The organism is Cohnella abietis (genome assembly GCF_004295585.1).
GTDB classification, from domain to species: Bacteria; Bacillota; Bacilli; order Paenibacillales; family Paenibacillaceae; genus Cohnella; species Cohnella abietis.
Genome location: NZ_AP019400.1, coordinates 5,750,533 through 5,774,394, shown reverse-complemented (window position 1 = coordinate 5,774,394; position 23,862 = coordinate 5,750,533). Strand labels below are relative to the sequence as shown.

Below are 23,862 nucleotides of genomic sequence, written 5' to 3'. Positions count from 1 at the left end.
GTTATGAAAATGAATACTAATAATAAGAAGCTTCCTGTCACTGTATTGAGCGGGTATTTGGGTGCTGGCAAAACAACAATTCTTAACCATGTGCTTAACAATCGGAAGGGGATGCGCGTTGCTGTAATCGTGAATGATTTGAGTGATGTAAATATTGATGCCGACCTTATTAAAGATGGGGGCGGGCTGTCTCGTACGGATGAGAAGCTCGTTGAAATGTCCAATGGTTGCATCTGCTGCACGCTAAGGGAGGATTTGCTGCGAGAGGTAGAGAGATTGGCTATGGAGAATCGGTTTGACTATATCCTAATTGAGTCAACAGGAGTGGGTGAACCTATACCGGTCGCTCAGACCTTTACTTATATTGATGAAGAGCATGGAATTGACCTGACGCAGTTTTGCCGATTGGATTGTATGGTGACTGTGGTTGATGCTTATCGATTCTGGAATGATTACTCATCGGGAGAAACATTGCTGGATCGCAAGCAGGCGGTCGGGGAAGAGGATACTCGCGAGGTAGTTGATCTGCTTATCGACCAGATCGAGTTTTGCGATGTGCTTATTCTGAATAAGTGTGACAGGGTAGAGGAGACGGAACTGCTTGAGCTAGAGTCGGTACTGCGCAGTCTTCAGCCACGGGCAAAGCTTATCCGAGCTCAATTCGGACAGGTTGAGCCTTCTGATATTTTGAATACGGGACTATTTGATTTTGACGAGGCAAGTCAGTCGGCGGGCTGGAAGCAGGAAATGGATAAGGAGTTCCATGTGCCAGAAACAGAGGAATATGGCATCGGCTCCTTCGTCTATGAACGTATCCGACCTTTTCATCCTGAGCGGTTAATGAATTGGATGAGCGAATGGCCAGCGGAGGTTGTAAGGGCGAAGGGTTTAGTTTGGCTTTCAACGCGCAATGAAATCGCCCAAAATTTCAGCCAAGCGGGTCCTTCTATTCAATTTGGCCCTGCAGGCTATTGGGTAGCATCGTTGCCGACGCAGGAGAGAGACCAGATTCTTTTGGAGGACGAGAAGGTAGCTGGCTACTGGGACTCTACTTACGGGGATCGGATAAACAAAATCGTATTCATAGGTCTGTCCATGAATCGTAAAGAGCTGACAGATGAATTGGACGCTTGTCTGCTGACGGATAGTGAGATGAGTATGAATTGGAGCTCCTTCACAGATGAGTTCCCTAATCAATTGAACGTCCAGCTTGAGGAACAATTTCAATGAGAATGAGTTATAGACTTAAGTAACATTCGATTCACAGTGAAAAAAGCAGGGTGCCCCATAAAGATGGGACAACCTGTTTTTTGTTGTGTAGCTACTAACACCCGCGCACTCAGACACTTTTCCCGCAATAACGCACTGAGGGCTACTAAAATCCGCGACTACAGTCACTTTTGCCGCGATAACGCACTGAGGGCTACTAAGGAGCGCGCACTCAGATACTTTTCTGGCAATAACGCACTGAGGGCTACTAAGGAGCGCGCACTCAGATACTTTTCTGGCAATAACGCACTGAGGGCTACTAAGGAGCGCGCACTCAGATACTTTTCTGGCAATAACGCACTGAGGGCTACTAAGGAGCGCGACTCCAGACACTTTTCTCGCAATAACGCACTGAGGGCTACTAAGGAGCGCGCACTCAGACACTTTTCTCGTACTAACGCACTGAGGGCTACTAAGGAGCGCGCACTCAGGCACTTTTCCCGCAATAACGCACTGAGGGCTACTAAGAGTCTCGAAACGGGATACTTTTCCCGCGATAACGCACTGAGGGCTACTAAAATCCGCGACTCCAGACACTTTTCCCGCGATAGCGCACTGAGGGCTACTAAGGATCGCAGGTTCAAGTGGTTGCCCCGCTTAGACGTAAAGATATAATTGGTCGGAAACCGAGTATGGGTGGGGTAAGCCACAGCGAGCGATCTAATTAGTTGAAAGCCGAGTATCGGAGGGTATTGCAACTGCCAGAGGTCTAATTGGTCGAAAAACTGGTCGAAAAAAAGAGCAGCCCCAAAGTTTTCACTTTTTGGGCAGCTCCTATTATAGCGACTATGGAAAATTTATTCAGCCGCGATTAGTTAGTTCTTCGACATCTCGAGGAACGATTCATCTGCAGCCAAGAGTGTTTCGTCGATCTCGGCGTCGGTGTGGGCGGTCGTTAGGAACCAGGCTTCATATTTGGAAGGGGCGAGATAAACGCCACGCTCAAGCATGAGCCGGAAGAATTTGGCGAATAGCTCGCTATTTGCGCCTTGAGCTTCTTCATAGTTCGTAACGGGATGGTTACAGAAATGTGTAGAGAAGGCTCCCGCGATCCGGTTTATGGTAAGGGATACGCCATGACGGACAGCTGACTGCTGCAAACCATCTACCAACTTAACGGCTAATCGTTCCATCTGCTCATAGACGCCGGGTTGTTTAAGAACCTCTAAGCAAGCCAATCCCGCTAGTACGGAAGCGGGGTTGCCCGCCATCGTTCCTGCCTGGTAAGCGGGTCCCAAAGGAGCGACCATCGCCATGACATCGGCCCGCCCGCCATATGCGCCAATAGGCATTCCGCCGCCGATTATTTTGCCAAGTGCAGTTAAGTCAGGACGGATCAAACTTTGATCCGGAAAAGCGTGGAAGGTTTGAGCCGAGCCATAATGGAACCGGAAAGCACTAATAACTTCATCATAAATGACTAACGCTCCTGCATCACGCGTCAGCTTACATAGCCCTTCCAGAAAACCTGGCTTAGGCATGACCATACCGAAGTTGCCGACAATGGGCTCGACCATAACTGCTGCAACCTCGTTACCCCAACGCTCCAATGCAAGCCGCAAGCCGTCCAATTCATTAAATGGCACAGTAATAACCTCACTAGCGATGCTAGGAGGAATTCCTGCGCTATCGGGAATGCCAAGTGTCGACGGACCTGAGCCCGCAGCGACTAAAACAAGGTCGGCATGCCCATGGTAACAGCCGGCGAATTTAATGATTTTGTTCCGACCAGTAAAAGCACGAGCAACTCGAATTGTCGACATGACCGCTTCCGTACCCGAGTTGACGAATCGCACCTTGTCCATTGAGGGAATAGCTGCTTTAAGCTCTTTGGCGAGCTTGATTTCATGCTCAGTGGCTGTGCCCAATAACGTTCCGTTGTGTGCAGCTTGAACAATGGCTTCGGTAACTACAGGGTGAGCATGCCCCGTAATAATAGGTCCAAAAGCGGCTAAATAATCAATATATTTGTTACCATCAACGTCCCAGAAATGAGCGCCTTGTCCTTTTTGCATGAATACAGGAGCTCCACCCCCAACTGCTTTAAAAGAACGAGAAGGGCTATTTACTCCTCCAACGATGTGCTCCTGAGCTTCTTCATATAATTGTTCTGAACGTATTCTTTGCATTTGGTTAAGGTCCTCCAACTCATATCTAAGCTGCTTGCTTACTTAGTAAATACAATATAATTTCTTATCACAATCTTATTTCTTATCAATACTCGGGCTGGATGATGGAGACGCTTCTGGTGAAGTTACGCTATCATCCTTGTTTAACACTTCTTGCACGTAGCCCTTGAGAGCGTCTAGATTTCTTACTCCCAATACGGCAGAGCCATTAACAACTATATCCGTTACAAGCTCCATCGGAGGAAGCTGTGCCGAGCCTGCTTGATTCGACTTATAGCCTAGCCTAGCTAGCTTGAGCATATCATCAGCAGACATATTTGATTCCATGAAAGGAGTGACTTTGCCCAGAATGTCTGGCAAACGTATTAAATTCCAACCCGTCTGCATCTTGCCAGCGATCGCCTTCAGGAATTCACGCTGACGCTCCGTGCGGGTGAAGTCGGATAGCTTGTCGTGCCGGAACCGCACATACTGCAACGCTTTATCGCCATCTAAGTGCTGCTGGCCCTTTTGCAGATTAATATCATACACATGACCGTCTGCAGAATCGGAATACTTCATGTTTTTTTCCACGAAGAAATCGACGCCGCCTATCGCATCCACGAGCTTGATGAATCCTTGGAAATCGACATACACATAATATTGAATATCGAGACCAGCCAGGTTGCCGATTGTCTTCATCGCAAGCTCAGGTCCACCTAACGTGATTGCTGCATTCACGCGGTTATCTTTGAATCCGGGGATAGCCACTTGTGTGTCTCGAAGCACGGAAAATAAATGTATTTTTTTAGTGGGGGGATCAATGGACACAATAAGCATAGAATCAGATCGGGCAACCTCACCTTTTCTAATTCCGCGCTCGTCTCCACCCATCAGCAGAATGTTAACTCGTTCAGAGCCTTCCCATTCAGGTGGCTGAACCTCAGGCTTTTCTTCAAATTGTTTGAACCGTGATTCTTCTTTAGATTTCTGGATGTTATCCATTTGATTGTAAGTACTATAAACTTCCCAGCCTACAAAACATAGAACGATAAAGATTAAGCCAAGAACGCTGAATAAGGTGTATCTCCACTTTTTGCTCCATTTTTTGATCATGAATAGATGTCCTCTCGGGGTACTGTATGATAAAATTATAAAGTTTCGGCAAGGGAATAAGCAAGTTATTGCTTAAACAGGTTAAATGAAAGTCAATGGATTTGAATTGGGAGGTACGTATGTTAGCAATAGATGTACAACAATTGCGCAAGCAATTCAGGGTTCAGAAAAACCGCGAAGGTCTCAAGGGAGCTTTTAAGGATCTATTTAAGCGTGAGCATACTGAGGTCACGGCGGTTAAGGATATCAGCTTTCAAATCCCTCAAGGTGAAATATGTGGCTATATTGGAGAAAATGGTGCCGGTAAATCAACAACAATTAAGATGCTAACTGGCATTCTGGTGCCCACCTCGGGCAAGCTTGTTGTTAATGGATATATTCCTCATAAGGATCGCGAGAAATTCGTGCAGGAAATCGGTGTTGTGTTCGGGCAACGGAGTCAGCTTTGGTGGGATATCGGTGTTATTGAGTCGTTTCGTCTGCTTCGCAAAGTGTATCGGGTGGGAGAGGTTGATTTCCGCCGCCGATTAGATGAATTGGTTGAGACATTGCAGCTACAGGAGCTACTTAATCGACCTGTCCGCAAGCTGAGTCTTGGACAACGGATGCGTTGCGAGCTTGTTGCGGCGCTTCTTCATAATCCGTCGATCTTGTTCTTGGACGAGCCGACTATTGGACTTGATATCGTTGTTAAAATGGAAATCCGCGAATTTCTCAAACGATTAAATCGGGAGCAAGGAACCACTATCCTGTTAACGACGCATGATTTGCAGGATATTGAGGCGCTTTGCTCTCGCGTTATTATGCTCGATGATGGCCGTATTATCTATGATGGCGGACTAGAGGAGCTTAAATCGCGTTGGGGCAAAGGGCGTGAGGTGCAGTTCCAATTTACCGAACCGGTAACATTAAGAGAGATTTCTCTTCTGACCGGTGGTTTGGACGTTCGGTGGTCTATTGAGAACGATGTGACTGCCAAGGTTTGGATTCCACGTGAGATGAATGTTTCTGAGGTGCTTTCCCGTGTTGTCGGTTTAAGAGAAATTAGCGATATCAAAATTTTTGAGACAAATACGGATGAAATCGTTCGGGAAATTTATCAATCAGGCAGTGCCGATGCGCCACGGGACTTGTCAGCTCTGTCCTCGGAGGATGCTGGTGGCATTGAATCGGACAAAGCAGGGGCTGGGAAGCTATGACCAGTGCCTATTTGGATTTCGTTCGCATCCGGTTTCTGATGATGCTTGCTTATCGTGTGAATTATTATAGCGGGATCATTATATATGCGATTAATATTGGGGCTTATTATTTTCTATGGAAAGCCATTTACGGAAGTGCTGAGACGCTGCAAGGCTTTACGGTTATCCAGATGTCTACTTATGTAGCTGTATCTTGGATGGCTAGGGCGTTTTATTACAATAATCTGGACCGAGAAATATCGAATGAAATCGTGGACGGTAGCGTGGCCATCCAGATTATACGACCCTATTCATATTTACTCGTGAAAATGATGCAGGGCTTCGGAGAAGGCTTGTTCAGGTTACTATTGTTCATGGTTCCGGGAATGGTTATTGTTTCGTTTATTTTTCCAATCACATTGCCAACAGACCCTGTGCAGTGGATTGTGTTTTTCGTGATGATTTGGTTCAGCTTTCTCATCAACTCGCAGATCAATATTTTAACGGGACTAGGCGCATTCTTCTTTGAGAACAACCAAGGCATTATGTCCATGAAAAGAATCATGGTCGACTTACTGTCTGGAGTTATCGTCCCTATGGCCTTTTTCCCGGGATGGGCTATTTCAATTATGAACTGGCTTCCCTTCCAAGCGATTACGTATTTGCCTGGCTCTGTTTTCACAGGGCGGATTCAGGGTGATGCCGTATGGAATGCTTTGCTAGTTCAGGTGATTTGGACAGCCGTACTCATCGTACCCATCATGCTGTTATGGCGTGTGGCGCGACGGCGGTTGTTCGTGCAGGGAGGTTGATCGAATGAAAAGACTGTCGTTTCTATTGAGCTTATACCGAGATTATTTTGCCAATTATATGAAAACAAAGCTCACCTATCGGGGGGACTTCCTCATTGAGGTTCTATCCGATTTGATGTTTAACGGCATGAATCTTGTGTTTATCTTTATTGTGTTCCAACACACACCATCGTTAGGGGACTGGAGCGAAGCGGAGGTTGTGTTCGTATATGGCTACTTCATGATTGCTTCAGGGCTATTCTCCACTTTCTTTAATGTGTGGAACTTCAGCGAGCGTTATATTGTTAAAGGAGAGATGGACCGTATTCTAACGCGTCCGGCTCATTCTCTGTCACAGGTTATGCTCGAAAATATGGATCCACCCGCTATTGTCGGTTCTATCGTCGGACTTGTTATCATGATTACTTCATGGGCGACGCTTGGACTTCCATTCCATATATATGATCCGTTTGTTCTAATTATTATGGTGCTCGGCTCATGCTTTATTTATATGGGGATTTATACGGCTCTTTCGGCGATATCCTTCTTTTCGGACGCGCCAACGGGCATTGGTCCATTGATCTATAACATCCAGAATTACGGCAGATACCCGGTCGAAATTTACAATAAGGCCATCCGGTTTCTGCTGACATGGTTGCTCCCTTTTGCATTCGTGGGCGTATATCCAGCTTCGTTCTTCCTAGGACGGTTAGATGATTGGTGGATGGCGTGGCTGACCCCAGTTGTCGGTGTAATTGTTATGTCTTTGGGCCTTTGGTTTTGGAACTATGGCGTGCGTCGTTATCGCGGAGCGGGCAGTTAAATATTCGTAGAAGAAGGAGCCTTTTATATGGCGCAATTACAAGTGGGGCATCCAGTCCCAGATTTTGAGCTTCCTGCTACGAACGGGGAAACGGTCCGATTAAGTGAGTATCGCGGTCGCAAGGTCATCATTTATTTTTATCCGAAGGATATGACTCCCGCTTGTACGCAGCAATCCTGTGATTTCCGCGATGCGAGTGTAGCCTTCGGAGATGCGAATGCAATCATACTAGGTATTAGCACGAACGATCTTAAATCCCACTACAAATTTATTCAAAAGTACGAGCTACCTTTTCTACTACTCGCAGATACGGAGCACCAGGTGTGCGATTTATATGGGGTGTGGCAGGAGAAGAAGCTGTACGGTAAAACCTATATGGGCATCGTGCGCTCGACCTTTCTCATTGATGAATCAGGTGTTCTGGTTCAAGAATGGCGTAATATTAAAGTCAAAGGTCATATCGATAACGTAAAGCAAGCCCTTCTTGCAAGTTCGTAATAACGTGCGCGTCGTTACGAACCTTCCTATGCTTTCAATTGAAAGCGTAGGATATTTTTTGTGCTTTTCGAGCGTAGGATGTTGTGCTATTATATTCAAACAGGAGATGATCTGATGAATTTGAATAATCACTCTAATTCCAAGGTTACGTTCCAAGCGCTTAATCGTACAAAGCTGGTGGATGACGTCGTTGTTCAACTTCAGAAGACCATCTCAAGCGGTGAATTGCAGAACGGTGACAAAATCCCAACAGAGCCTGAGCTTATGCAGCAATTCGGAGTGGGCCGATCCACCATTCGTGAAGCTGTGCGGGTACTTGTACATGCGGGCCTCTTGGAAAAGAAGCAAGGCTTTGGAACCTTCCTATCCGCGAACTCTGTCATTCAAGAGCCGCTTGAGAATAGATTAAGAAGGGCAGAAATCGTTGAGGTATACGAAGTAAGGAAAATGCTTGAGCTGGAAATCTCGAGGCTAGCCGCACAGCGACGGGACGATCAGGATCTTGAGCAAATGCGCCAGCATCTCGATCAGCGTAATGAGGCTTTGAGCAAGGGAGACACGAGTGGATATCTAAATGCAGACATCGAATTCCATCTTTCCATTGCTGTAGCGAGCAAGAACAATGTCGTCGTCGATCTCTATCGGACGTTCTCAGCTGTTCTTCGTGAGTCGCTATTAAAGCTAGCTATGGTTAAGGCAACACATGATCCCAACACGCATATCCACGAACTGATGTATGAAGCTATTAAAGCGAAGGATGTAGCAGCTGCAGAAAATTGGACGTTGCTGAATTTGGATGAAACAGTTAAAGAGTTGAACGAAATGAACACGGACAAAGAATAAGCGATTAGCTTATAGCAGCTATTGGGCTGCTTATGTCCACAAACGTCTGATGATAAGATGAAAGGATGTTCAGTATGAGTAATCAACAGGATTCAACTGCCAGCTTACAGATGAGAACGGCTTATTCTATTTTGTTTTCCATCAGTATCGTCCATTTACTTAATGATTCGATTCAATCCGTAATACCCGCAATTTTTCCGATATTACAAGAATCTATGGCACTTACCTTTGCACAAATCGGCTGGATTGCCTTCACTCTAAATGTAACGGCCTCCTTGCTACAACCATTGATAGGCTGGTATACCGATTCAAAGCCTAAGCCTTACTTGCTTCCAGCTGGCGTTGTTTTCTCCATGCTGGGAATGGTCGTATTGGCATATGCTAACTCCTATTCGTTAGTTATCTTATCCGTTGTCTTAATAGGCCTCGGTTCTGCAGTGCTCCATCCAGAGGCGTCACGTGTTGCCTACATGGCTGCGGGAGCGAGAAGAGGACTAGCACAATCTATTTTCCAAACGGGCGGTAACATCGGTCAAGCATTGGCACCTATATTCACTGCGCTCATATTCGTTCCTTATGGCCAATACGGCATTATATGGTTTACGATAGCGGCGGGAGCGGCCTTCGTTGTACAGATTTTTGTAGCCAAATGGTACAAAAGCTATATAAGTCGTCAGGCTGCGATGAAGAAAAAAGTTGTGGAGAAAAAACAGCTTTTATCGAAAAAGGCAATCGTGTACGCCATGACCGTTCTTATTATGCTACTGTTTTCAAAATTCGTTTATGTGGCAAGTATGACTGGATTTTACTCCTTTTATCTCATTGAACACCACGGCATTACAACGGAGCGTGCGCAAATCTATATTTTTGCCTTGCTTGCTGCTGGAGCATTAGGTACGTTCATGGGAGGACCTTTAGCAGATCGGTTTGGCAGACGGAATATGATTTGGTTCTCCATTCTAGGCACCGCGCCATTCTCGTTAATGCTTCCTTATGCCAGCCTGTTCTGGTCAGTCGTTCTATGTATTTTTATTGGATTTATTTTACTCTCTGGATTTTCGGTAATCGTTGTTTATGCCCAAGAATTGCTACCTGGTAAAGTAGGAACAGTATCGGGATTATTTTTCGGGCTTGCTTTCGGTCTAGGTGGGATAGGCTCCGTCGTATTAGGAACGCTGGCGGATGCGACAAGTATTGTATTCGTCATTAAGCTTTGCGCGTTCTTACCGTTGATTGGGCTTCTAGCCGTCTTCCTCCCAACGGATCGTAAATTAAATGTTGTGCAGTAATGAGGCTATAAAGTTCAACAATTGAGTGTCTTAGCTGTCTCTTGGGTGCCTCCTAGCTGTCTCCCGCCTTGACGCTGCCGAAGCCGCAAAGCTATAATAACTTCAATGATTTAACCCGCGGAACGGATATTACCGTCAGTAACGGCGATTTGAGGTTTACGCTTAGGAGGCTAGGTTTACCCAGTGACTACTAACCAGCATGAAATGATCGTTGTACTGGATTTCGGTGGACAGTATAACCAGTTAATTGCCCGTCGTATTCGGGATTTGGGCGTGTACAGTGAGCTTCTTCCTTTTAACACAACGGCGGACAAGCTCCGTGAGATTGCACCTAAAGGGATTGTTTTTTCAGGAGGACCTGCCAGCGTTTATGCAGAGGGAGCTCCTACGATCGACCCGGCTATTTATGAATTAGGAATTCCTATCTTCGGAATTTGTTACGGCATGCAGTTGATCACGCACCAGCAAGGCGGTAAAGTTGAGCCTGCGCACAAGCGTGAGTATGGCAAATCAGACGTAGATTTCAACGAAGGCTCTGACCTAGTAAAAGGCTTAGAGACTCGTCAAACAGTTTGGATGAGCCATGGCGATCATGTAACTGAGCTGCCTACTGGCTTCCGCGTTGATGCAAGCACGGAGCATGCGCCTGTTGCTGCAATGAGCGATCCAGAACGGAAATTTTACGCTGTACAGTTCCATCCAGAAGTTCGCCACTCTGTGCATGGTAATGAGATTATTCGTAATTTCTTATTCAGCATATGTAACTGCAAAGGCGATTGGACGATGGGGTCCTTTATTGATGATATGGTTCAAGAGATCCGCAATGAGGTTGGCGACAAGAAGGTGCTTTGCGCCTTGTCCGGCGGAGTAGATTCGTCCGTTGTTGCGATTCTGATTCATAAAGCTATCGGTGATCAATTGACATGTATGTTCATTGACCATGGCTTGCTGCGCAAAGACGAAGCGGAAAGTGTAATGGAAACCTTCGTTGGCAAATTTGATATGAATGTTGTCAAAATAGATGCAAGCGAGCGTTTCTTGGGTAATCTGAAGGGTGTAGATGATCCGGAGCAAAAGCGCAAAATCATTGGTACCGAGTTCATTCGGGTGTTCGAGGAGGAGTCAGCGAAATTCGATGACTTTACTTTCCTTGCCCAAGGTACGCTGTATACCGATATCGTCGAGAGCGGCACTGCAACGGCACAAACGATTAAATCCCACCACAATGTGGGCGGCTTGCCGGAGGATATGAAGTTTAAGCTGATTGAACCGCTCAAAACTTTGTTTAAGGACGAGGTTCGTAAGGTTGGCGCGGAATGCGGCTTACCAGAAGCGATCGTTATGCGTCAGCCGTTCCCAGGCCCTGGCCTTGCGATTCGCGTATTAGGCGAAGTGACGGAAGAGAAGCTTACAATCGTTCGTGAGTCCGATGCGATTCTGCGCGATGAGATTGCTAAAGCTGGCCTAGATCGTGAGATCTGGCAATATTTCACCGCTCTCCCTAACATGAAGAGCGTAGGCGTTATGGGTGATGGACGTACTTACTCCCATACTGTGGGTATTCGTGCTGTTACCTCCATCGATGGAATGACTGCGGATTGGGCACGAATTCCGTTCGATGTATTGGAGAAAATCTCCGTCCGTATCGTCAATGAAGTACAGAACGTTAACCGCATCGTGTACGATATTACGTCTAAGCCTCCTGCTACTATTGAGTGGGAATAGAAAATAAGAGTAAGTAGTATAGAGCCAGGGGCTGTCCCATAAGTGATGAACTTATGGGCAGCTTCTTTTTTTATATCGATTGTGGTTATACGGGGATGTATCTCCTTCCGGTTGCTCCACCCCGTAAAGTGAAGATAAGCTTTGTAGTAACATTTCCGAGTACTTTACGGGGACCACGGGTTGAGATCGTGAAATCTGAAATGGTAAAACATAACAAGGAGATTTCACGATCTCAAAGACAAACGCTGTCGCTCCTACAGGAGATACATGCACTCTTTTTTTTATCAATTTAAGGAAAAAAAGCCCAAAAGCCATTCCCAATCATTTTTACAATCATATTTTGCGAATCCTGTATTTGTCGAAGTTAGTAGCCGTGAGTGCGTTATTGTAGTGCATGTGCCTGAATTTGCGAATCTTAGTAGCCGTCAGTGCGTTATTGTGGTGGGGGTGCCTGAATTTGCGAATCTTAGTAGCCGTCAGTGCGTTATTGTGGTGGGGGTGCCTGAATTTGCAAATCTTAGTAGCCGTCAGTGCGTTATTTCGGTGGAAGCGCGAGAAACCGCAGTCCTTAGTAGCCCTGAGTGCGTTATTGAGTTGCGGGCGCCTAAATTTGCGAAGCTTAGTAGCCCTGAGTGCGTTATTTCGGGGAAAGCGCGAGAAACCGCGGTCCTTAGTAGCCCTGAGTGCGTTATTGAGTTGCGGGTGCCTAAATTTGCGGATCTTAGTAGCCGTGAGTGCGTTATTGTGGTGCGGTCGCCTAATGTGCGAGCTTAGGTATGACTAGTGCCACCCCGGCGTACAATTTAGAATGAGATGCACGTCAACATATGCTTTGTTTTCGCTTTCAATGGAAATGGGACAATATCTTCGCAAGGAAGTTTGTTAAACCCGAACGATACTTTCAACAAATAGGGTCGAATATTCGTAAATAATCGTTGACAGATAAGGTCTTACGACCTAGAATATGGATTGGACAAACAACTGAATATCTTTTCGTATAATCCCGAGAATTGGCTCGGGAGTCTCTACGAGGTCACCGCAAATGATCTATCTACGGAAAGGGAAGCATGCTAAGGGGTACGCAATTCTCCTTCAGTATGATTTTCCTGGTTGTGCGGAACCTAGAGTAGTATTCTCTGGGTTTTTTGTATGTTTTGCCTTAGTTTTCCACATTCATTCAAAATCTGAAGGGAGAGTTTATCGAGACATGGAACGTTTCTTTAAGCTAAAAGAACTGGGAACGAACGTACGCACTGAGATCATGGCCGGTTTGACAACGTTTATGACTATGGCGTACATATTGGCGGTTAACCCAAGCATATTGGGTGGAGAAGGATTATTGGATCCTTATGCGGTATTCCTCGCAACAGCACTAGCAGCAGGTATTTTCACAATCGCAATGGGTTTGTTCGTTAACTTCCCAGTTGCACTGGCACCAGGTATGGGACTTAATGCGTTCTTCGCAACAACGGTTATTGCATCGAAAGCGACTGATCATCCGATCACGCCTTCCATGGGATTGGCAGCAGTATTTATTTCGGGGATAATCTTCCTCATACTTACGATCACACAAATTCGTCAAATACTAATCGTAGCGATTCCTGATGCACTTAAGCATGCGATCACGGTTGGTATTGGATTATTCATTACAATCATCGGCTTGAAAAACAGCGGTCTGATGACAATAGCTGTGGATGGAGTTACCGCGGATGGCCAATATAAAGAATTGCTCGGCTTCCAATCCATTATTCACATGGGCAACCTTGAGAATTCTACCGTCTACATGACTATTGCTGGTCTGGCTATTATCTCGATCCTTATGGTATTAAAGATTCGCGGCGCGATTCTATACGGAATCCTGCTCGTGACATTGCTCGGATTTATTCCGGGAATTGATATCGTAAGCTTCGACTCACTTAAAGGACAAGATTGGGTTCCTCAATTAGATAAGCTTAACTTCTGGGACTTCGATTTCGCTGATTTGTTAACGACAGGTTTGCTGACAGCAGTAGCGACCTTCACGTTCGTTGAATTGTTTGACACATTCGGTACATTGGTCGGAACGGCTAACCGTGCAGGATTTTTCAAAGATAAAGAAAAAGGTAAGAAAATCGTTGGTAAAGCAATGTTCGTTGATGCAGTAGCAGTAAGCGGTGGCGCAATGCTCGGTACAAGTACAGTAACGGCTTACGTTGAAAGCTCTGCTGGTGTAGCGGCTGGCGGTCGTAGTGGTCTGACTGCCGTATCAACCGGAGTATGTTTCATTATCGCGTTGTTCTTAGCACCAGTTGCTTTGCTTATTCCACCATCCGCAACTAGCGCAGCACTGATCATTGTGGGTGTATTGATGCTTCAATCTGTTAAAGAAATTGACTTCTCCGATTATGTTGTCGGAATTCCAGCTTTCTTGACAGTTGCTCTTATGCCTTTCACTTACAACATCGCAAACGGTATTTCCTTTGGTGTCGTTTCTTATGTTCTGCTCGCGTTCATTGCGAACCTTGCTGGAGACAAGAAGCACCGGATTCACTGGTTGATGTGGGTACTATTCTTTGTCGTAATCGCCCGTTACGCATTTGTTGGTTCACAGGGCTAATTTCTAGACGTTTATGAACCGAGAGGTTCATGGCATAAATCAACCCCGCTTCACTTCCGAATTAACGGAGGTGGGGCGGGGTTTTAATTTTAATTCCGAGTTTCCCTATGATGGAAAATGGAATGCTTCTCTCTATATATAGAAGAAACATGTGACATCCGAATGTTATGTTTTATATCCTTCCATAATTAACCTTACAGAAAACTAAATTGGTTGTTTTCTGGCATTTATTTCAATTGAAAGAAGAAACATGAGTCTAAATCCGAACATTAAAATTTATTAGGTTAAAAAGTGTTCGCCTTTGTTTGACATCCCAACTGGTCTAAGGTAAACTTAAGAACGTCAAATAAGCATTTTTCTTGCCTACCGAGGCAAGACGTGAAACGCGTATAAGTCGGGAATCGGCCCGAACGTCTCTACCTGGAAACCTTAATTTCCAGACTACGCTGCAATCGTCAACGACACCTAAATAGAAGCGCGGGCCATCCCAGGTTCGGGCTTCCTCTTGTCGCCGTTGTTTGATGCGTATACGTAGTAGAGAACTTAAGGGTCGATTGGGGAATACTGTCGGGAATACTGTCGGTAATCACATCGGTCTTTTTTTATGCCTAATGTAAAATTATTCAAAGTTTGCAACAGGGGAAGGGTGGAATCATGTCGTCACTTGTCGGCGTCATCATGGGAAGCACGTCGGATTGGGAAACGATGAAGAAAGCGTGCGAGGTGTTGGAGGAATTAAACATCCCGTATGAGAAAAAAGTCGTCTCCGCGCATAGGACGCCGGATTTGATGTTTGAGTATGCTGAGTCTGCCGCATCCCGCGGCTTAAAAGTGATCATAGCCGGTGCCGGCGGCGCTGCCCACCTACCAGGTATGGTTGCCGCCAAAACTGTTCTGCCCGTTATCGGAGTGCCTGTACAGTCTAAGGCCTTGAACGGGCTAGATTCGTTGCTATCCATTGTGCAAATGCCTGGAGGAATTCCTGTGGCAACGGTCGCTATCGGCACAGCAGGGGCTACCAATGCAGGCTTGCTTGCAGCGCAAATGATTGGCTCCTTCGATCCTGAAGTTCAGGCAAAAGTATCAGCACGTCGTGATCGGATCACGCAAGATGTGCTGGATAATGGAGAACTGCCATGAGCGATGCTAATAAGCTAGTGAGCTTGTTTGCGGGTGCAGGCGACATTTGCGGTGAATTGGGCTGTGAGGTGCCAGTATATAAAGAAGAGATTCCTCAAGCTAGCCCAAGGACGATCTTACCTGGTTCTACGATTGGTGTGTTAGGCGGAGGGCAGCTGGGACGTATGCTGGCTCACTCAGGCAATCGTCTGGGCTACAGCTTCGTAACCCTTGATCCAACTCCTGATTCCCCGTGTGGGCAGACAGCTAAGCAGATTGTTGCGAATTATGATGATCAGCAGGCAGCACTAGAGCTTGCGAAACAATCTGATGTTATTACTTATGAATTTGAGAATGTGGATGCGAGCGTTGCAGCCATGCTGGAGAAGGAATCTTACGTTCCCCAGGGAAGCACGCTACTGTATACGACTCAGCACCGTCTGCGCGAGAAGAAAGCGATAGAAGCTGCGGGTGTTAGAGTTGCTCCTTATGCGGAAATTGTAAGCCTTGAAAGCTTAAGGGCTTCTGCATCTGCTCTGGGTCTACCTGCTGTGCTGAAAACAGCGACCGGAGGCTATGATGGCAAGGGTCAATGGGTTCTACGTGCAGAGGATGAGCTAGAACAGGCGTGGAATGAGGCAAGCCGAAGCGGAACACAGCTGGTGCTTGAGAAATTTATTATTTTCGACAAGGAAATTTCCGTGATAGCGGCGCGTAGCCCTTCGGGTGAGGTTAGAACGTTCCCTCCAGCGGAAAATATCCACATTCATAATATATTGCACCTATCTATCGTCCCAGCTCGTATTGAAGAAGCGGTACGGAATGAAGCTGAAAAGCTCGCCGTCTCTATTGCCGAAACTCTCGGTGTTGTCGGATTAATAGCTGTTGAACTGTTTCTGACAGCGGATGGACAATTGTTCGTTAATGAGCTTGCTCCTAGGCCGCACAATTCTGGTCATTATACTATGGAAGCATGCCGTACCTCGCAGTTTGAGCAGCACGTCAGAGCGATCTGTAACTTGCCGCTTGGCGATTCGGCGCTTCTAACACCAGTTGTAATGGCAAACATTCTTGGAGAGCATATGGAACCGCTGCTGGAATGGATGAAAGAGCATGATGTTGTAGCTGAACAGCTCGGCGTCGAACCCAAGGTACATCTTTACGGTAAAGCAGAAGCTAAGCATAAGCGAAAAATGGGACATCTCAACGTGCTCGCCCCGAACGTGGAAGCGGCGCTGGAATGGATATCTCAATCGAATATATGGAGGGTTTAACTTACGATGCTAGAACGATACAGTCGCCCGGAGATGCGGGCAATTTGGACAGAAGAGAACAAATATAAAGCTTGGCTAGAAGTTGAATTATGTGCTTGTGAAGCTTGGGCGGAGCTAGGTGTAATTCCTCATGAAGATACAGTGGAGCTGCGTAAGAACGCTAAGTTCGATATCAATCGCATTAACGAAATCGAGCTGGAAACACGTCATGATGTTATTGCATTTACTCGTGCGGTATCCGAAAGCTTGGGAGCAGAGCGTAAGTGGGTGCATTATGGACTGACTTCTACAGATGTAGGAGATACGGCAATTGGGTACCTTTTGCTGCAAGCTAATAACATACTTAGAACTGACATTAATAATTTCATAGCTATTCTTCGCGACCAAGCGATTAAATATAAAGATACTCCAATGATGGGCCGTACGCATGGCGTTCATGCTGAGCCAACAACCTTCGGTTTGAAGCTCGCACTGTGGCATGAAGAGATGAAGCGGAATTTAGAGCGTTTTGAGCGTGCTGCTGATGGCGTACAATTCGGTAAAATTTCTGGAGCTGTCGGAACCTATGCGAACATTGATCCAGAGGTTGAGCAATTCGTTTGTAACAAGCTAGGCATTAAGGCAGCTCCTATCTCGACACAGACACTACAGCGTGACCGTCATGCGGAATATATGGCGACTTTGGCATTGATTGCGAGCTCTATCGATAAGTTTGCGACGGAAATTCGTGGCTTGCAGAAGAGTGAGTTCCGCGAGGTTGAAGAGCCGTTCGGTAAAGGTCAAAAAGGCTCCTCAGCTATGCCGCACAAGCGCAACCCGATTGGCTGCGAGAACATGAGCGGCTTATCCCGTGTTATTCGTGGACATATGCTGACTGCCTATGAGAATGTACCACTTTGGCATGAACGCGACATCTCGCACTCCTCCGCTGAAAGAATTATTTTGCCGGATGCGACGATGCTCCTTAACTATATGCTTAACCGTTTCGGTAATATTGTGAAAAACCTGACAGTATTCCCAGAGAACATGAAACGTAACATGTCCCGTACTTACAATGTGCCTTTCTCCGGTCGCGTAATGACGAAGCTGATTGATAAAGGCTTTAGCCGTGAGCAAGCTTACGATACAGTTCAACCACGTGCGATGCAGGCTTGGGAAGAACAACGCGATTTCCGTGATATTGTGGAATCGACTGCGGAATTTACAGACGTTCTGTCTGCGGATGAAATTGCGGATTGTTTTGATCCGACTTGGCATCTGAAGCATGTGGGTACGATTTTCGATCGACTGGGATTGAAGTAAAAGGTACGCAACAAGGAGGCAGACATGACTACCCAAGCTTTGGCTACGGCCGAAGGGCTCGTAAACGCCCCCCTTATTCATAAGGGTAAAGTCCGGGAGCTATATGATCTCGGCGAAAATTTACTTATTGTAGTAACCGACCGGATTTCCGCTTTCGATTACGTGCTGGACCCTCCGGTTCCTGGCAAAGGTAGTGTGTTGAACGGTCTGAGCTCTTATTGGTTTGAAAAAACGGCAGAATTGCTGCCTAACCATGTGGTGCATACCGATGTTGCGTTGCTAGGCGATATCGTAACCGAGCCGGAAAAGCTTGCGGGTCGTATTATGGTAAGTCGCAAGGCAAAGCGGATTGACATCGAATGTGTTGTGCGTGGTTACATTACCGGCGGTGGGTGGCGGCAATACCAGACGAATGGCGAGGTTAACGGAATTAAACTTCCGGAGGGCTTGCATAAGAATTCGAAGCTGGAACAGCCGATCTTTACGCCTGCAGGCAAAAATGATATCGGTCACGATGAGGATATTCCGTTTGAGGAAATGGCGCGGAGAGTTGGCTTGGAGCTTGCTGAGGCTTTACGCGAACGTAGCTTGAAGCTGTACGAATTCGGCCGGGATTATTGCGCGAAGCGCGGGATTATCCTTGCGGATTGCAAGTTTGAATTTGGTTTGATTGGCGATGAAATCATACTTATTGATGAATTGTTCACCCCGGATTCCTCGCGTTTCTGGGCGGAAGAGAATTATAAGCTTGATGTCGAAATCGACAGCATGGATAAAGAACCCGTGCGCGCGTACTTGGCGGGCTCGGATTGGGACAAAAATAGTCCGCCGCCGTCGTTGCCAGCTGCTGTCGTCGAAGCGACCACTTCGAGGTACCGGGAGATCGCTGATAGGCTGACTAGGGCTTAGCGGTAGTAGCTATCCGACGAAAGTCGGGTTAGTTGGCGGGCTGGCCGGCCGGATGGCTAGCAAGATAAGGAACCTAGGGTTCACTAATGAGACGAAAGTCGGGTTAGCTTGCTGAATAAGGAACTTGGGGTTCACTAATGCGGCGAAAGTCGAGTTAGCGGGCCGAATAAGGAACCTAGGGTTCACTAATGAGACGAAAGTCGAGTTAGTGGGCCGAATAAGGAACCAGGGGTTCACTAATGAGACGAAAGTCCACACAAATACCAATTCCACACCACATATCAGGAGGAATACAACTCATGAAAGCAAAGGTTTACGTGACGATTAAAGAGAACGTGCTTGACCCGCAAGGTAACGCGGTGCAAGGTGCATTGCATACGCTTGGATTCAGCGAAGTTGGTCAAGTGAGAATCGGCAAATACCTGGAAGTGGAATTGGATACGAACGACCGCGCGCAAGCGGAGGAAAGACTTAAAGTAATGTGCGAGAAGCTTCTAGCGAACACGGTTGTAGAAGACTATCGTTTCGAATTGGAGGGCTGAGGCACTCATGAAATTTGCAGTTATTGTGTTTCCGGGCTCCAACTGTGACATCGACTGCTTCAAGGCAGTAGAGGATACGGTTGGACAGTCTGTTGATTATGTATTCCATACAGCTACTGACCTTTCAGCATATGACGCTATTCTTGTTCCAGGTGGATTCTCCTACGGAGACTATCTGCGTTGCGGCGCTATCGCCCAGTTCGCTCCTGTAATGACGGAGGTTCGCAAAGCAGCCGAAGCAGGTAAGTTCATCTTAGGGATTTGCAATGGGTTCCAAATTCTTACGGAAGCGGGACTTCTTCCAGGAGCACTCATTCGTAACAACTCATTGAAATTCCGTTGTCACCAAGTCAATCTCGTTGTGGAGAACACCTCGACTGCTTTCACGAATGCATATGCACAAGGCGAAACCATCGAAATTCCTATCGCCCACGGCGAAGGAAGCTATTATGTAGACGATGCTACGCTAGCAACTCTTAAAGCGAACAATCAAATCGTTTTCCGGTATGCCGGAGAAAATCCGAATGGGTCTGTCGATAATATTGCCGGAGTTAGCAACGAAGCGGGTAATGTTGTTGGAATGATGCCGCATCCAGAGCGGGCGATTGCTGAAATCCTTGGCTCGTCAGATGGAGCACGCATGTTTACGTCAGTACTTAATGCTTGGAGGGAACGCAATGGCGCAGCAAGTATCAGCTAAGGAACCAACAGCCCTGCAAATCGCGGAACAAAAAATATATAAACAATTCGGAGTTTCCGATAAAGAATATGATCTAATTTGCGGCTTCATGGGTCGTCAGCCTAACTATACGGAAATTGGTGTTTTCAGCGTAATGTGGTCCGAGCATTGTGCATACAAAAACTCTAAACCATTGCTGAAGCGTTTCCCAATTACAGGACCTCGCGTTCTGATGGGACCCGGCGAAGGCGCGGGAATCGTAGATATTGGCGACAATCAAGCGGTAGTGTTCAAGATTGAATCCCACAACCATCCCTCTGCTATTGAGCCTTACCAAGGCGCGGCAACAGGTGTTGGCGGTATTATCCGGGATATTTTCTCCATGGGTGCACGGCCAGTAGCTTTGTTGAATTCCTTGCGTTTCGGTAAGCTAGAGAACGAGCGTGTTCGTTACCTTTTCGAGCACGTAGTAAGCGGTATTGCTGGTTATGGTAACTGTATTGGCATTCCAACGGTTGCTGGGGAAGTTATGTTTGACGAGGCTTATGAAGGCAATCCATTAGTAAACGCTATGTGCGTAGGGTTAATCGATCATGATAAAATCCAACGCGGCGTAGCTAAGGGAATCGGAAATCCAGTGTTCTATGTTGGGCCAGCAACTGGTCGTGACGGGATTCACGGAGCGACTTTTGCATCCGAGGATTTGTCAGCTGAGTCTGAATCTAAGCGTTCAGCGGTACAGGTTGGAGATCCGTTCATGGAGAAGCTTGTTATGGAAGCAACGCTTGAGTTGATTGATTCCGGTATCGTGCTTGGTATCCAGGATATGGGTGCAGCTGGTCTTACTTGTTCTAGCGCAGAGATGGCGAGCAAAGCCGGTAACGGTATGGAGCTATATCTCGATGAGGTTCCTCAGCGTGAAGAAGGAATGACTGCTTACGAAATGATGCTATCCGAGTCGCAAGAGCGGATGCTGTTCGTTTGTGAGCCGCAGCACGAAGCGCAAGCTAAGGGGATTTTCGAGCGTTGGGGTCTTCACTGTGCGAAGGTTGGTAAGGTTTCCGATGACGGTCGCTTGAAATTGTTCCACAAAGGCGAGCTAGTTGGCGACATGCCAGTACAGGCACTAGTAGATGATTGTCCGATCTATGAGAAGCCTTCGCAAATTCCGGAATATTATTTGAAAAATGGTTCAATCGATACGAACAGCTACGAGCAAGTGTTGGATCTTAATGCTGCACTGAAAAAAGTACTAGGCTCCCCGTCGCTTGCGAGCAAAGAGTGGGTCTATAACCAGTATGATTACATGGTTCGTACAGAGACAGCTGTTCGCCCAGGCTCGGATGCGGCAGTCGTTACAATTCGCGGCACTCGTAAAGGATTAGCAATGACAACTGACTGTAATGGTCGTTATGTGTACTTGGATCCTGAAGTAGGCGGTAAGATTGCGGTAGCTGAGGCTGGCCGTAACATCGTATGCTCAGGTGCTGAGCCACTTGCCATTACGGACAACCTGAACTTCGGTAGCCCTGAGAAGCCGGAAGTGTTCTGGCAGATGGAGAAATCCGTCGACGGTATGGCGGAAGCTTGCCGTGTGTTCGAGACACCAGTTATCGGTGGTAACGTATCCCTGTACAACGAGAATAAAAAAGGCGCGATCTATCCGACCCCAGTTGTCGGTATGGTTGGTCTAGTTCATGATATCGATCACATCACAACACAAGAATTCAAAGCTGAAGGCGACGTCATCTTCTTGCTAGGAGAGACGAAAGCGGAAATCGGCGGCAGTGAATTTCAATATGCAGTTCACGGCGTGACGGAAGGTCGTCCTCCTGAGCTTGATCTTGCAACAGAAAATAAGCTGCACAAATCGGTGCTTAGCGTTATTCAACAAGGTCTTGTCGCTTCTGCGCATGACTTGTCTGAGGGCGGTCTGGCTGCGGCATTGGCTGAAGCAGGATTCGGACGCGGACTTGGCGCTAATGTAACATTCGAAACTCATCTTCGTCCTGATCTCGCATTGTTCAGCGAATCACAATCTCGTATCCTGTTATCGGCTAAGCCGGAAGCTGCGGACAAGCTGGCCATAGCTCTTGAAACAGCTGGTATTCCTGTACAACGCCTAGGTGTAGTTACAGGAGATCGTTTAGTTATTACTGTTGGTGGACACGATGCGATTAACGCGTCGATTGCTGAGCTTCGTCACGAGTGGAAAGAAGCCATTCCAAGCCGGATGAACGGTACTTCCAAATGACATCAAGCGTAGCGAACGGAGGGGTGAAGGTGGATCGCTTCTGGACCGGAGACTACTATAACGAGGGAGTCGGCGGTAAAGACTCTATTTTCGATAAGCTTAAAGAGGAATGCGGAGTATTCGGGGTGTTCGGACATCCCGATGCCGCTAACCTATCCTACTATGGCCTCCATGCTCTACAGCACCGGGGAGAAGAAAGCTGCGGGATTTGTACGTCAGATGATGACAGCTTTCATTATCACCGTGGAATGGGCTTAGTTAAAGAGGTTTTTGATCGTGATCGTTTGGAGGCTTTGACGGGTTCTCAGGCCATTGGCCACGTTCGTTATTCTACTTCTGGAGCTAGCCGATTGGCGAATGCTCAGCCGCTTGTTTTTAAATATCGCGGTGGCGATTTGGCAGTGGCAACGAACGGGAACCTAGTTAACGAACCGGGCATTCGCAAAGAGCTGGAGGAAGCAGGCTCGATCTTCCAGACGACGAGTGATACTGAGGTTATTGCCCATCTTATCGCTCGTTCACCTAAGGATCTTGTAGAGGCAGTCAAGGAAGCCTTTGCTCGTTTGATTGGTGGGTTTGCTTTCCTTATTCAAACAAAGGATCGTCTAATCGCTGCTTGTGATGTGCACGGACTTCGTCCACTTGTGATGGGGCGCCTCGGTGATGCTTATATTTTCGCCTCGGAATCCTGTGCATTGGAAACTATCGGTGCTATCTACGAACGTGACGTTCAGCCAGGTGAGCTACTTGTGCTTGATAAGGATGGACTGCATGAGGATCGGTTTGCTCCGATGGTACGTCGTGCAGTATGTGCGATGGAGTACATTTATTTTGCTCGGCCGGACAGTGATATTTATGGTGTAAACCTGCATTCCTCGCGCAAACGTATGGGTCAGCAGCTTGCCCAAGAAGCATTCATTGATGCGGATATCGTAACGGGTGTGCCGGATTCCAGTATTTCTGCTGCAATCGGCTATGCGGAGCAAACAGGTATTCCCTACGAGCTTGGCTTGATCAAAAATAAATATACCGGTCGTACCTTTATTCAGCCTTCCCAAGAGCTGCGCGAAAAAGGTGTGAAAATGAAGCTGTCAGCTGTTCGCAAAGTCGTTGCAGGCAAGCGGGTTGTCATGATTGATGATTCGATTGTTCGTGGAACGACATCCCTGCGGATTGTTAACATGCTTCGAGAAGCAGGTGCCCTCGAGGTACATGTGAGAATAACATCTCCTCCTTTTATGAATCCTTGTTACTATGGCATTGATACACCTAACCCTGCGGACCTCATCGCATCAAGCAAAACAGTCGAGGAAATCCGTCAGGCCATTAATGCCGACTCGCTCTATTTTCTAAGTGAGACAGGTTTGAAGGATTCCGTCGGTGGTCATGATGACGAATTTAATCGCGGCCTATGCCTAGCATGCTTCAACAACGATTATCCAACACCAGTCAAGTTCGAGGATGCTAAACTAACTTCTTGCGGCTGTGACTAAACGTGTGGAAATCACATAACGCTTTTAACTAACCACATCATTAATAAACACCTG

The 23,862-nt window shown here is 46.9% G+C and carries 19 protein-coding genes and 2 riboswitches; of the genes, 17 read left to right on the top strand and 2 right to left on the bottom strand.

All coding sequences use genetic code 11. The features are described from left to right. The first annotated feature begins 3 nt into the window (after window positions 1-3). Window positions 4-1,230 carry a GTP-binding protein gene (locus KCTCHS21_RS25310; protein WP_408621737.1) on the top strand — a complete coding sequence of 409 codons (1,227 nt, stop codon included), beginning with the start codon at window positions 4-6 and terminating at the stop codon, window positions 1,228-1,230. Between the two features lie 854 nt (window positions 1,231-2,084). Here the strand turns inward: KCTCHS21_RS25310 and KCTCHS21_RS25305 are convergent. Both KCTCHS21_RS25305 and KCTCHS21_RS25300 read right to left on the bottom strand, forming a co-directional pair. Further along, window positions 2,085-3,398, bottom strand: coding sequence for a glutamate-1-semialdehyde 2,1-aminomutase (locus KCTCHS21_RS25305; protein WP_130614626.1), 1,314 nt, complete (start codon window positions 3,396-3,398; stop codon window positions 2,085-2,087). Window positions 3,399-3,473: 75 nt separating this feature from the next. After that, on the bottom strand, window positions 3,474-4,493 hold the full coding sequence (locus KCTCHS21_RS25300) for an LCP family protein (protein WP_130614624.1): 1,020 nt from the start codon (window positions 4,491-4,493) through the stop codon (window positions 3,474-3,476). A gap of 119 nt (window positions 4,494-4,612) precedes the next feature. Between KCTCHS21_RS25300 and KCTCHS21_RS25295 the strand changes: the two genes are divergently transcribed. The 16 genes from KCTCHS21_RS25295 (at window position 4,613) to purF (ending at window position 23,808) form a co-directional block, all read left to right on the top strand. After that, window positions 4,613-5,692: an ABC transporter ATP-binding protein gene (locus KCTCHS21_RS25295; protein ID WP_130614622.1), complete on the top strand. Its 1,080-nt coding sequence runs from the start codon at window positions 4,613-4,615 to the stop codon at window positions 5,690-5,692. Further along, on the top strand, window positions 5,689-6,483 hold the full coding sequence (locus KCTCHS21_RS25290) for an ABC transporter permease (RefSeq protein ID WP_130614620.1): 795 nt from the start codon (window positions 5,689-5,691) through the stop codon (window positions 6,481-6,483). Before KCTCHS21_RS25295 ends, KCTCHS21_RS25290 begins: the two co-directional genes overlap by 4 nt. Window positions 6,484-6,487: 4 nt before the next feature. Beyond that, window positions 6,488-7,285, top strand: coding sequence for an ABC transporter permease (locus KCTCHS21_RS25285; RefSeq protein ID WP_130614618.1), 798 nt, complete (start codon window positions 6,488-6,490; stop codon window positions 7,283-7,285). 27 nt (window positions 7,286-7,312) lie between these two features. Next, window positions 7,313-7,783, top strand: a complete 471-nt coding sequence (gene bcp / locus KCTCHS21_RS25280) for a thioredoxin-dependent thiol peroxidase (RefSeq protein ID WP_130614616.1) — start codon at window positions 7,313-7,315, stop codon at window positions 7,781-7,783. A 114-nt stretch (window positions 7,784-7,897) separates the two neighbouring features. Beyond that, window positions 7,898-8,626: a FadR/GntR family transcriptional regulator gene (locus tag KCTCHS21_RS25275; protein ID WP_130614614.1), complete on the top strand. Its 729-nt coding sequence runs from the start codon at window positions 7,898-7,900 to the stop codon at window positions 8,624-8,626. A 74-nt stretch (window positions 8,627-8,700) separates the two neighbouring features. Then, window positions 8,701-9,915, top strand: a complete 1,215-nt coding sequence (locus KCTCHS21_RS25270) for an MFS transporter (RefSeq protein ID WP_130614612.1) — start codon at window positions 8,701-8,703, stop codon at window positions 9,913-9,915. 204 nt (window positions 9,916-10,119) lie between these two features. Further along, window positions 10,120-11,640, top strand: a complete 1,521-nt coding sequence (guaA, locus tag KCTCHS21_RS25265; RefSeq protein WP_130616696.1) for a glutamine-hydrolyzing GMP synthase — start codon at window positions 10,120-10,122, stop codon at window positions 11,638-11,640. A 973-nt stretch (window positions 11,641-12,613) separates the two neighbouring features. Continuing rightward, window positions 12,614-12,714, top strand: a riboswitch (purine riboswitch). 133 nt (window positions 12,715-12,847) lie between these two features. After that, window positions 12,848-14,236, top strand: coding sequence for an NCS2 family permease (locus KCTCHS21_RS25260; protein WP_130614609.1), 1,389 nt, complete (start codon window positions 12,848-12,850; stop codon window positions 14,234-14,236). 365 nt (window positions 14,237-14,601) lie between these two features. Continuing rightward, window positions 14,602-14,700: riboswitch (purine riboswitch) on the top strand. 190 nt (window positions 14,701-14,890) lie between these two features. Next, complete coding sequence (gene purE / locus KCTCHS21_RS25255) at window positions 14,891-15,376, top strand: 5-(carboxyamino)imidazole ribonucleotide mutase (RefSeq protein WP_130614607.1); 486 nt, start codon at window positions 14,891-14,893, stop codon at window positions 15,374-15,376. Next, complete coding sequence (gene purK, locus KCTCHS21_RS25250; protein ID WP_130614605.1) at window positions 15,373-16,629, top strand: 5-(carboxyamino)imidazole ribonucleotide synthase; 1,257 nt, start codon at window positions 15,373-15,375, stop codon at window positions 16,627-16,629. Before purE ends, purK begins: the two co-directional genes overlap by 4 nt. Window positions 16,630-16,635: 6 nt before the next feature. After that, window positions 16,636-17,931, top strand: coding sequence for an adenylosuccinate lyase (gene purB / locus KCTCHS21_RS25245; RefSeq protein WP_130614603.1), 1,296 nt, complete (start codon window positions 16,636-16,638; stop codon window positions 17,929-17,931). A 24-nt stretch (window positions 17,932-17,955) separates the two neighbouring features. After that, on the top strand, window positions 17,956-18,840 hold the full coding sequence (locus KCTCHS21_RS25240; protein WP_130614601.1) for a phosphoribosylaminoimidazolesuccinocarboxamide synthase: 885 nt from the start codon (window positions 17,956-17,958) through the stop codon (window positions 18,838-18,840). Between the two features lie 299 nt (window positions 18,841-19,139). Further along, window positions 19,140-19,382 (top strand): phosphoribosylformylglycinamidine synthase subunit PurS, encoded by a 243-nt coding sequence (gene purS / locus KCTCHS21_RS25235; protein ID WP_130614599.1) that lies wholly within the window; start codon window positions 19,140-19,142, stop codon window positions 19,380-19,382. Window positions 19,383-19,389: 7 nt separating this feature from the next. Next, on the top strand, window positions 19,390-20,082 hold the full coding sequence (gene purQ / locus KCTCHS21_RS25230) for a phosphoribosylformylglycinamidine synthase subunit PurQ (protein ID WP_130614597.1): 693 nt from the start codon (window positions 19,390-19,392) through the stop codon (window positions 20,080-20,082). Beyond that, window positions 20,060-22,315 (top strand): phosphoribosylformylglycinamidine synthase subunit PurL, encoded by a 2,256-nt coding sequence (purL, locus tag KCTCHS21_RS25225; protein WP_130614595.1) that lies wholly within the window; start codon window positions 20,060-20,062, stop codon window positions 22,313-22,315. Before purQ ends, purL begins: the two co-directional genes overlap by 23 nt. Continuing rightward, a complete protein-coding gene (gene purF, locus KCTCHS21_RS25220; protein WP_130616695.1) occupies window positions 22,312-23,808 on the top strand; it encodes an amidophosphoribosyltransferase in 1,497 nt (498 codons plus the stop codon). The genes purL and purF overlap by 4 nt, the downstream gene beginning before the upstream one ends. Window positions 23,809-23,862: the final 54 nt, after the last annotated feature.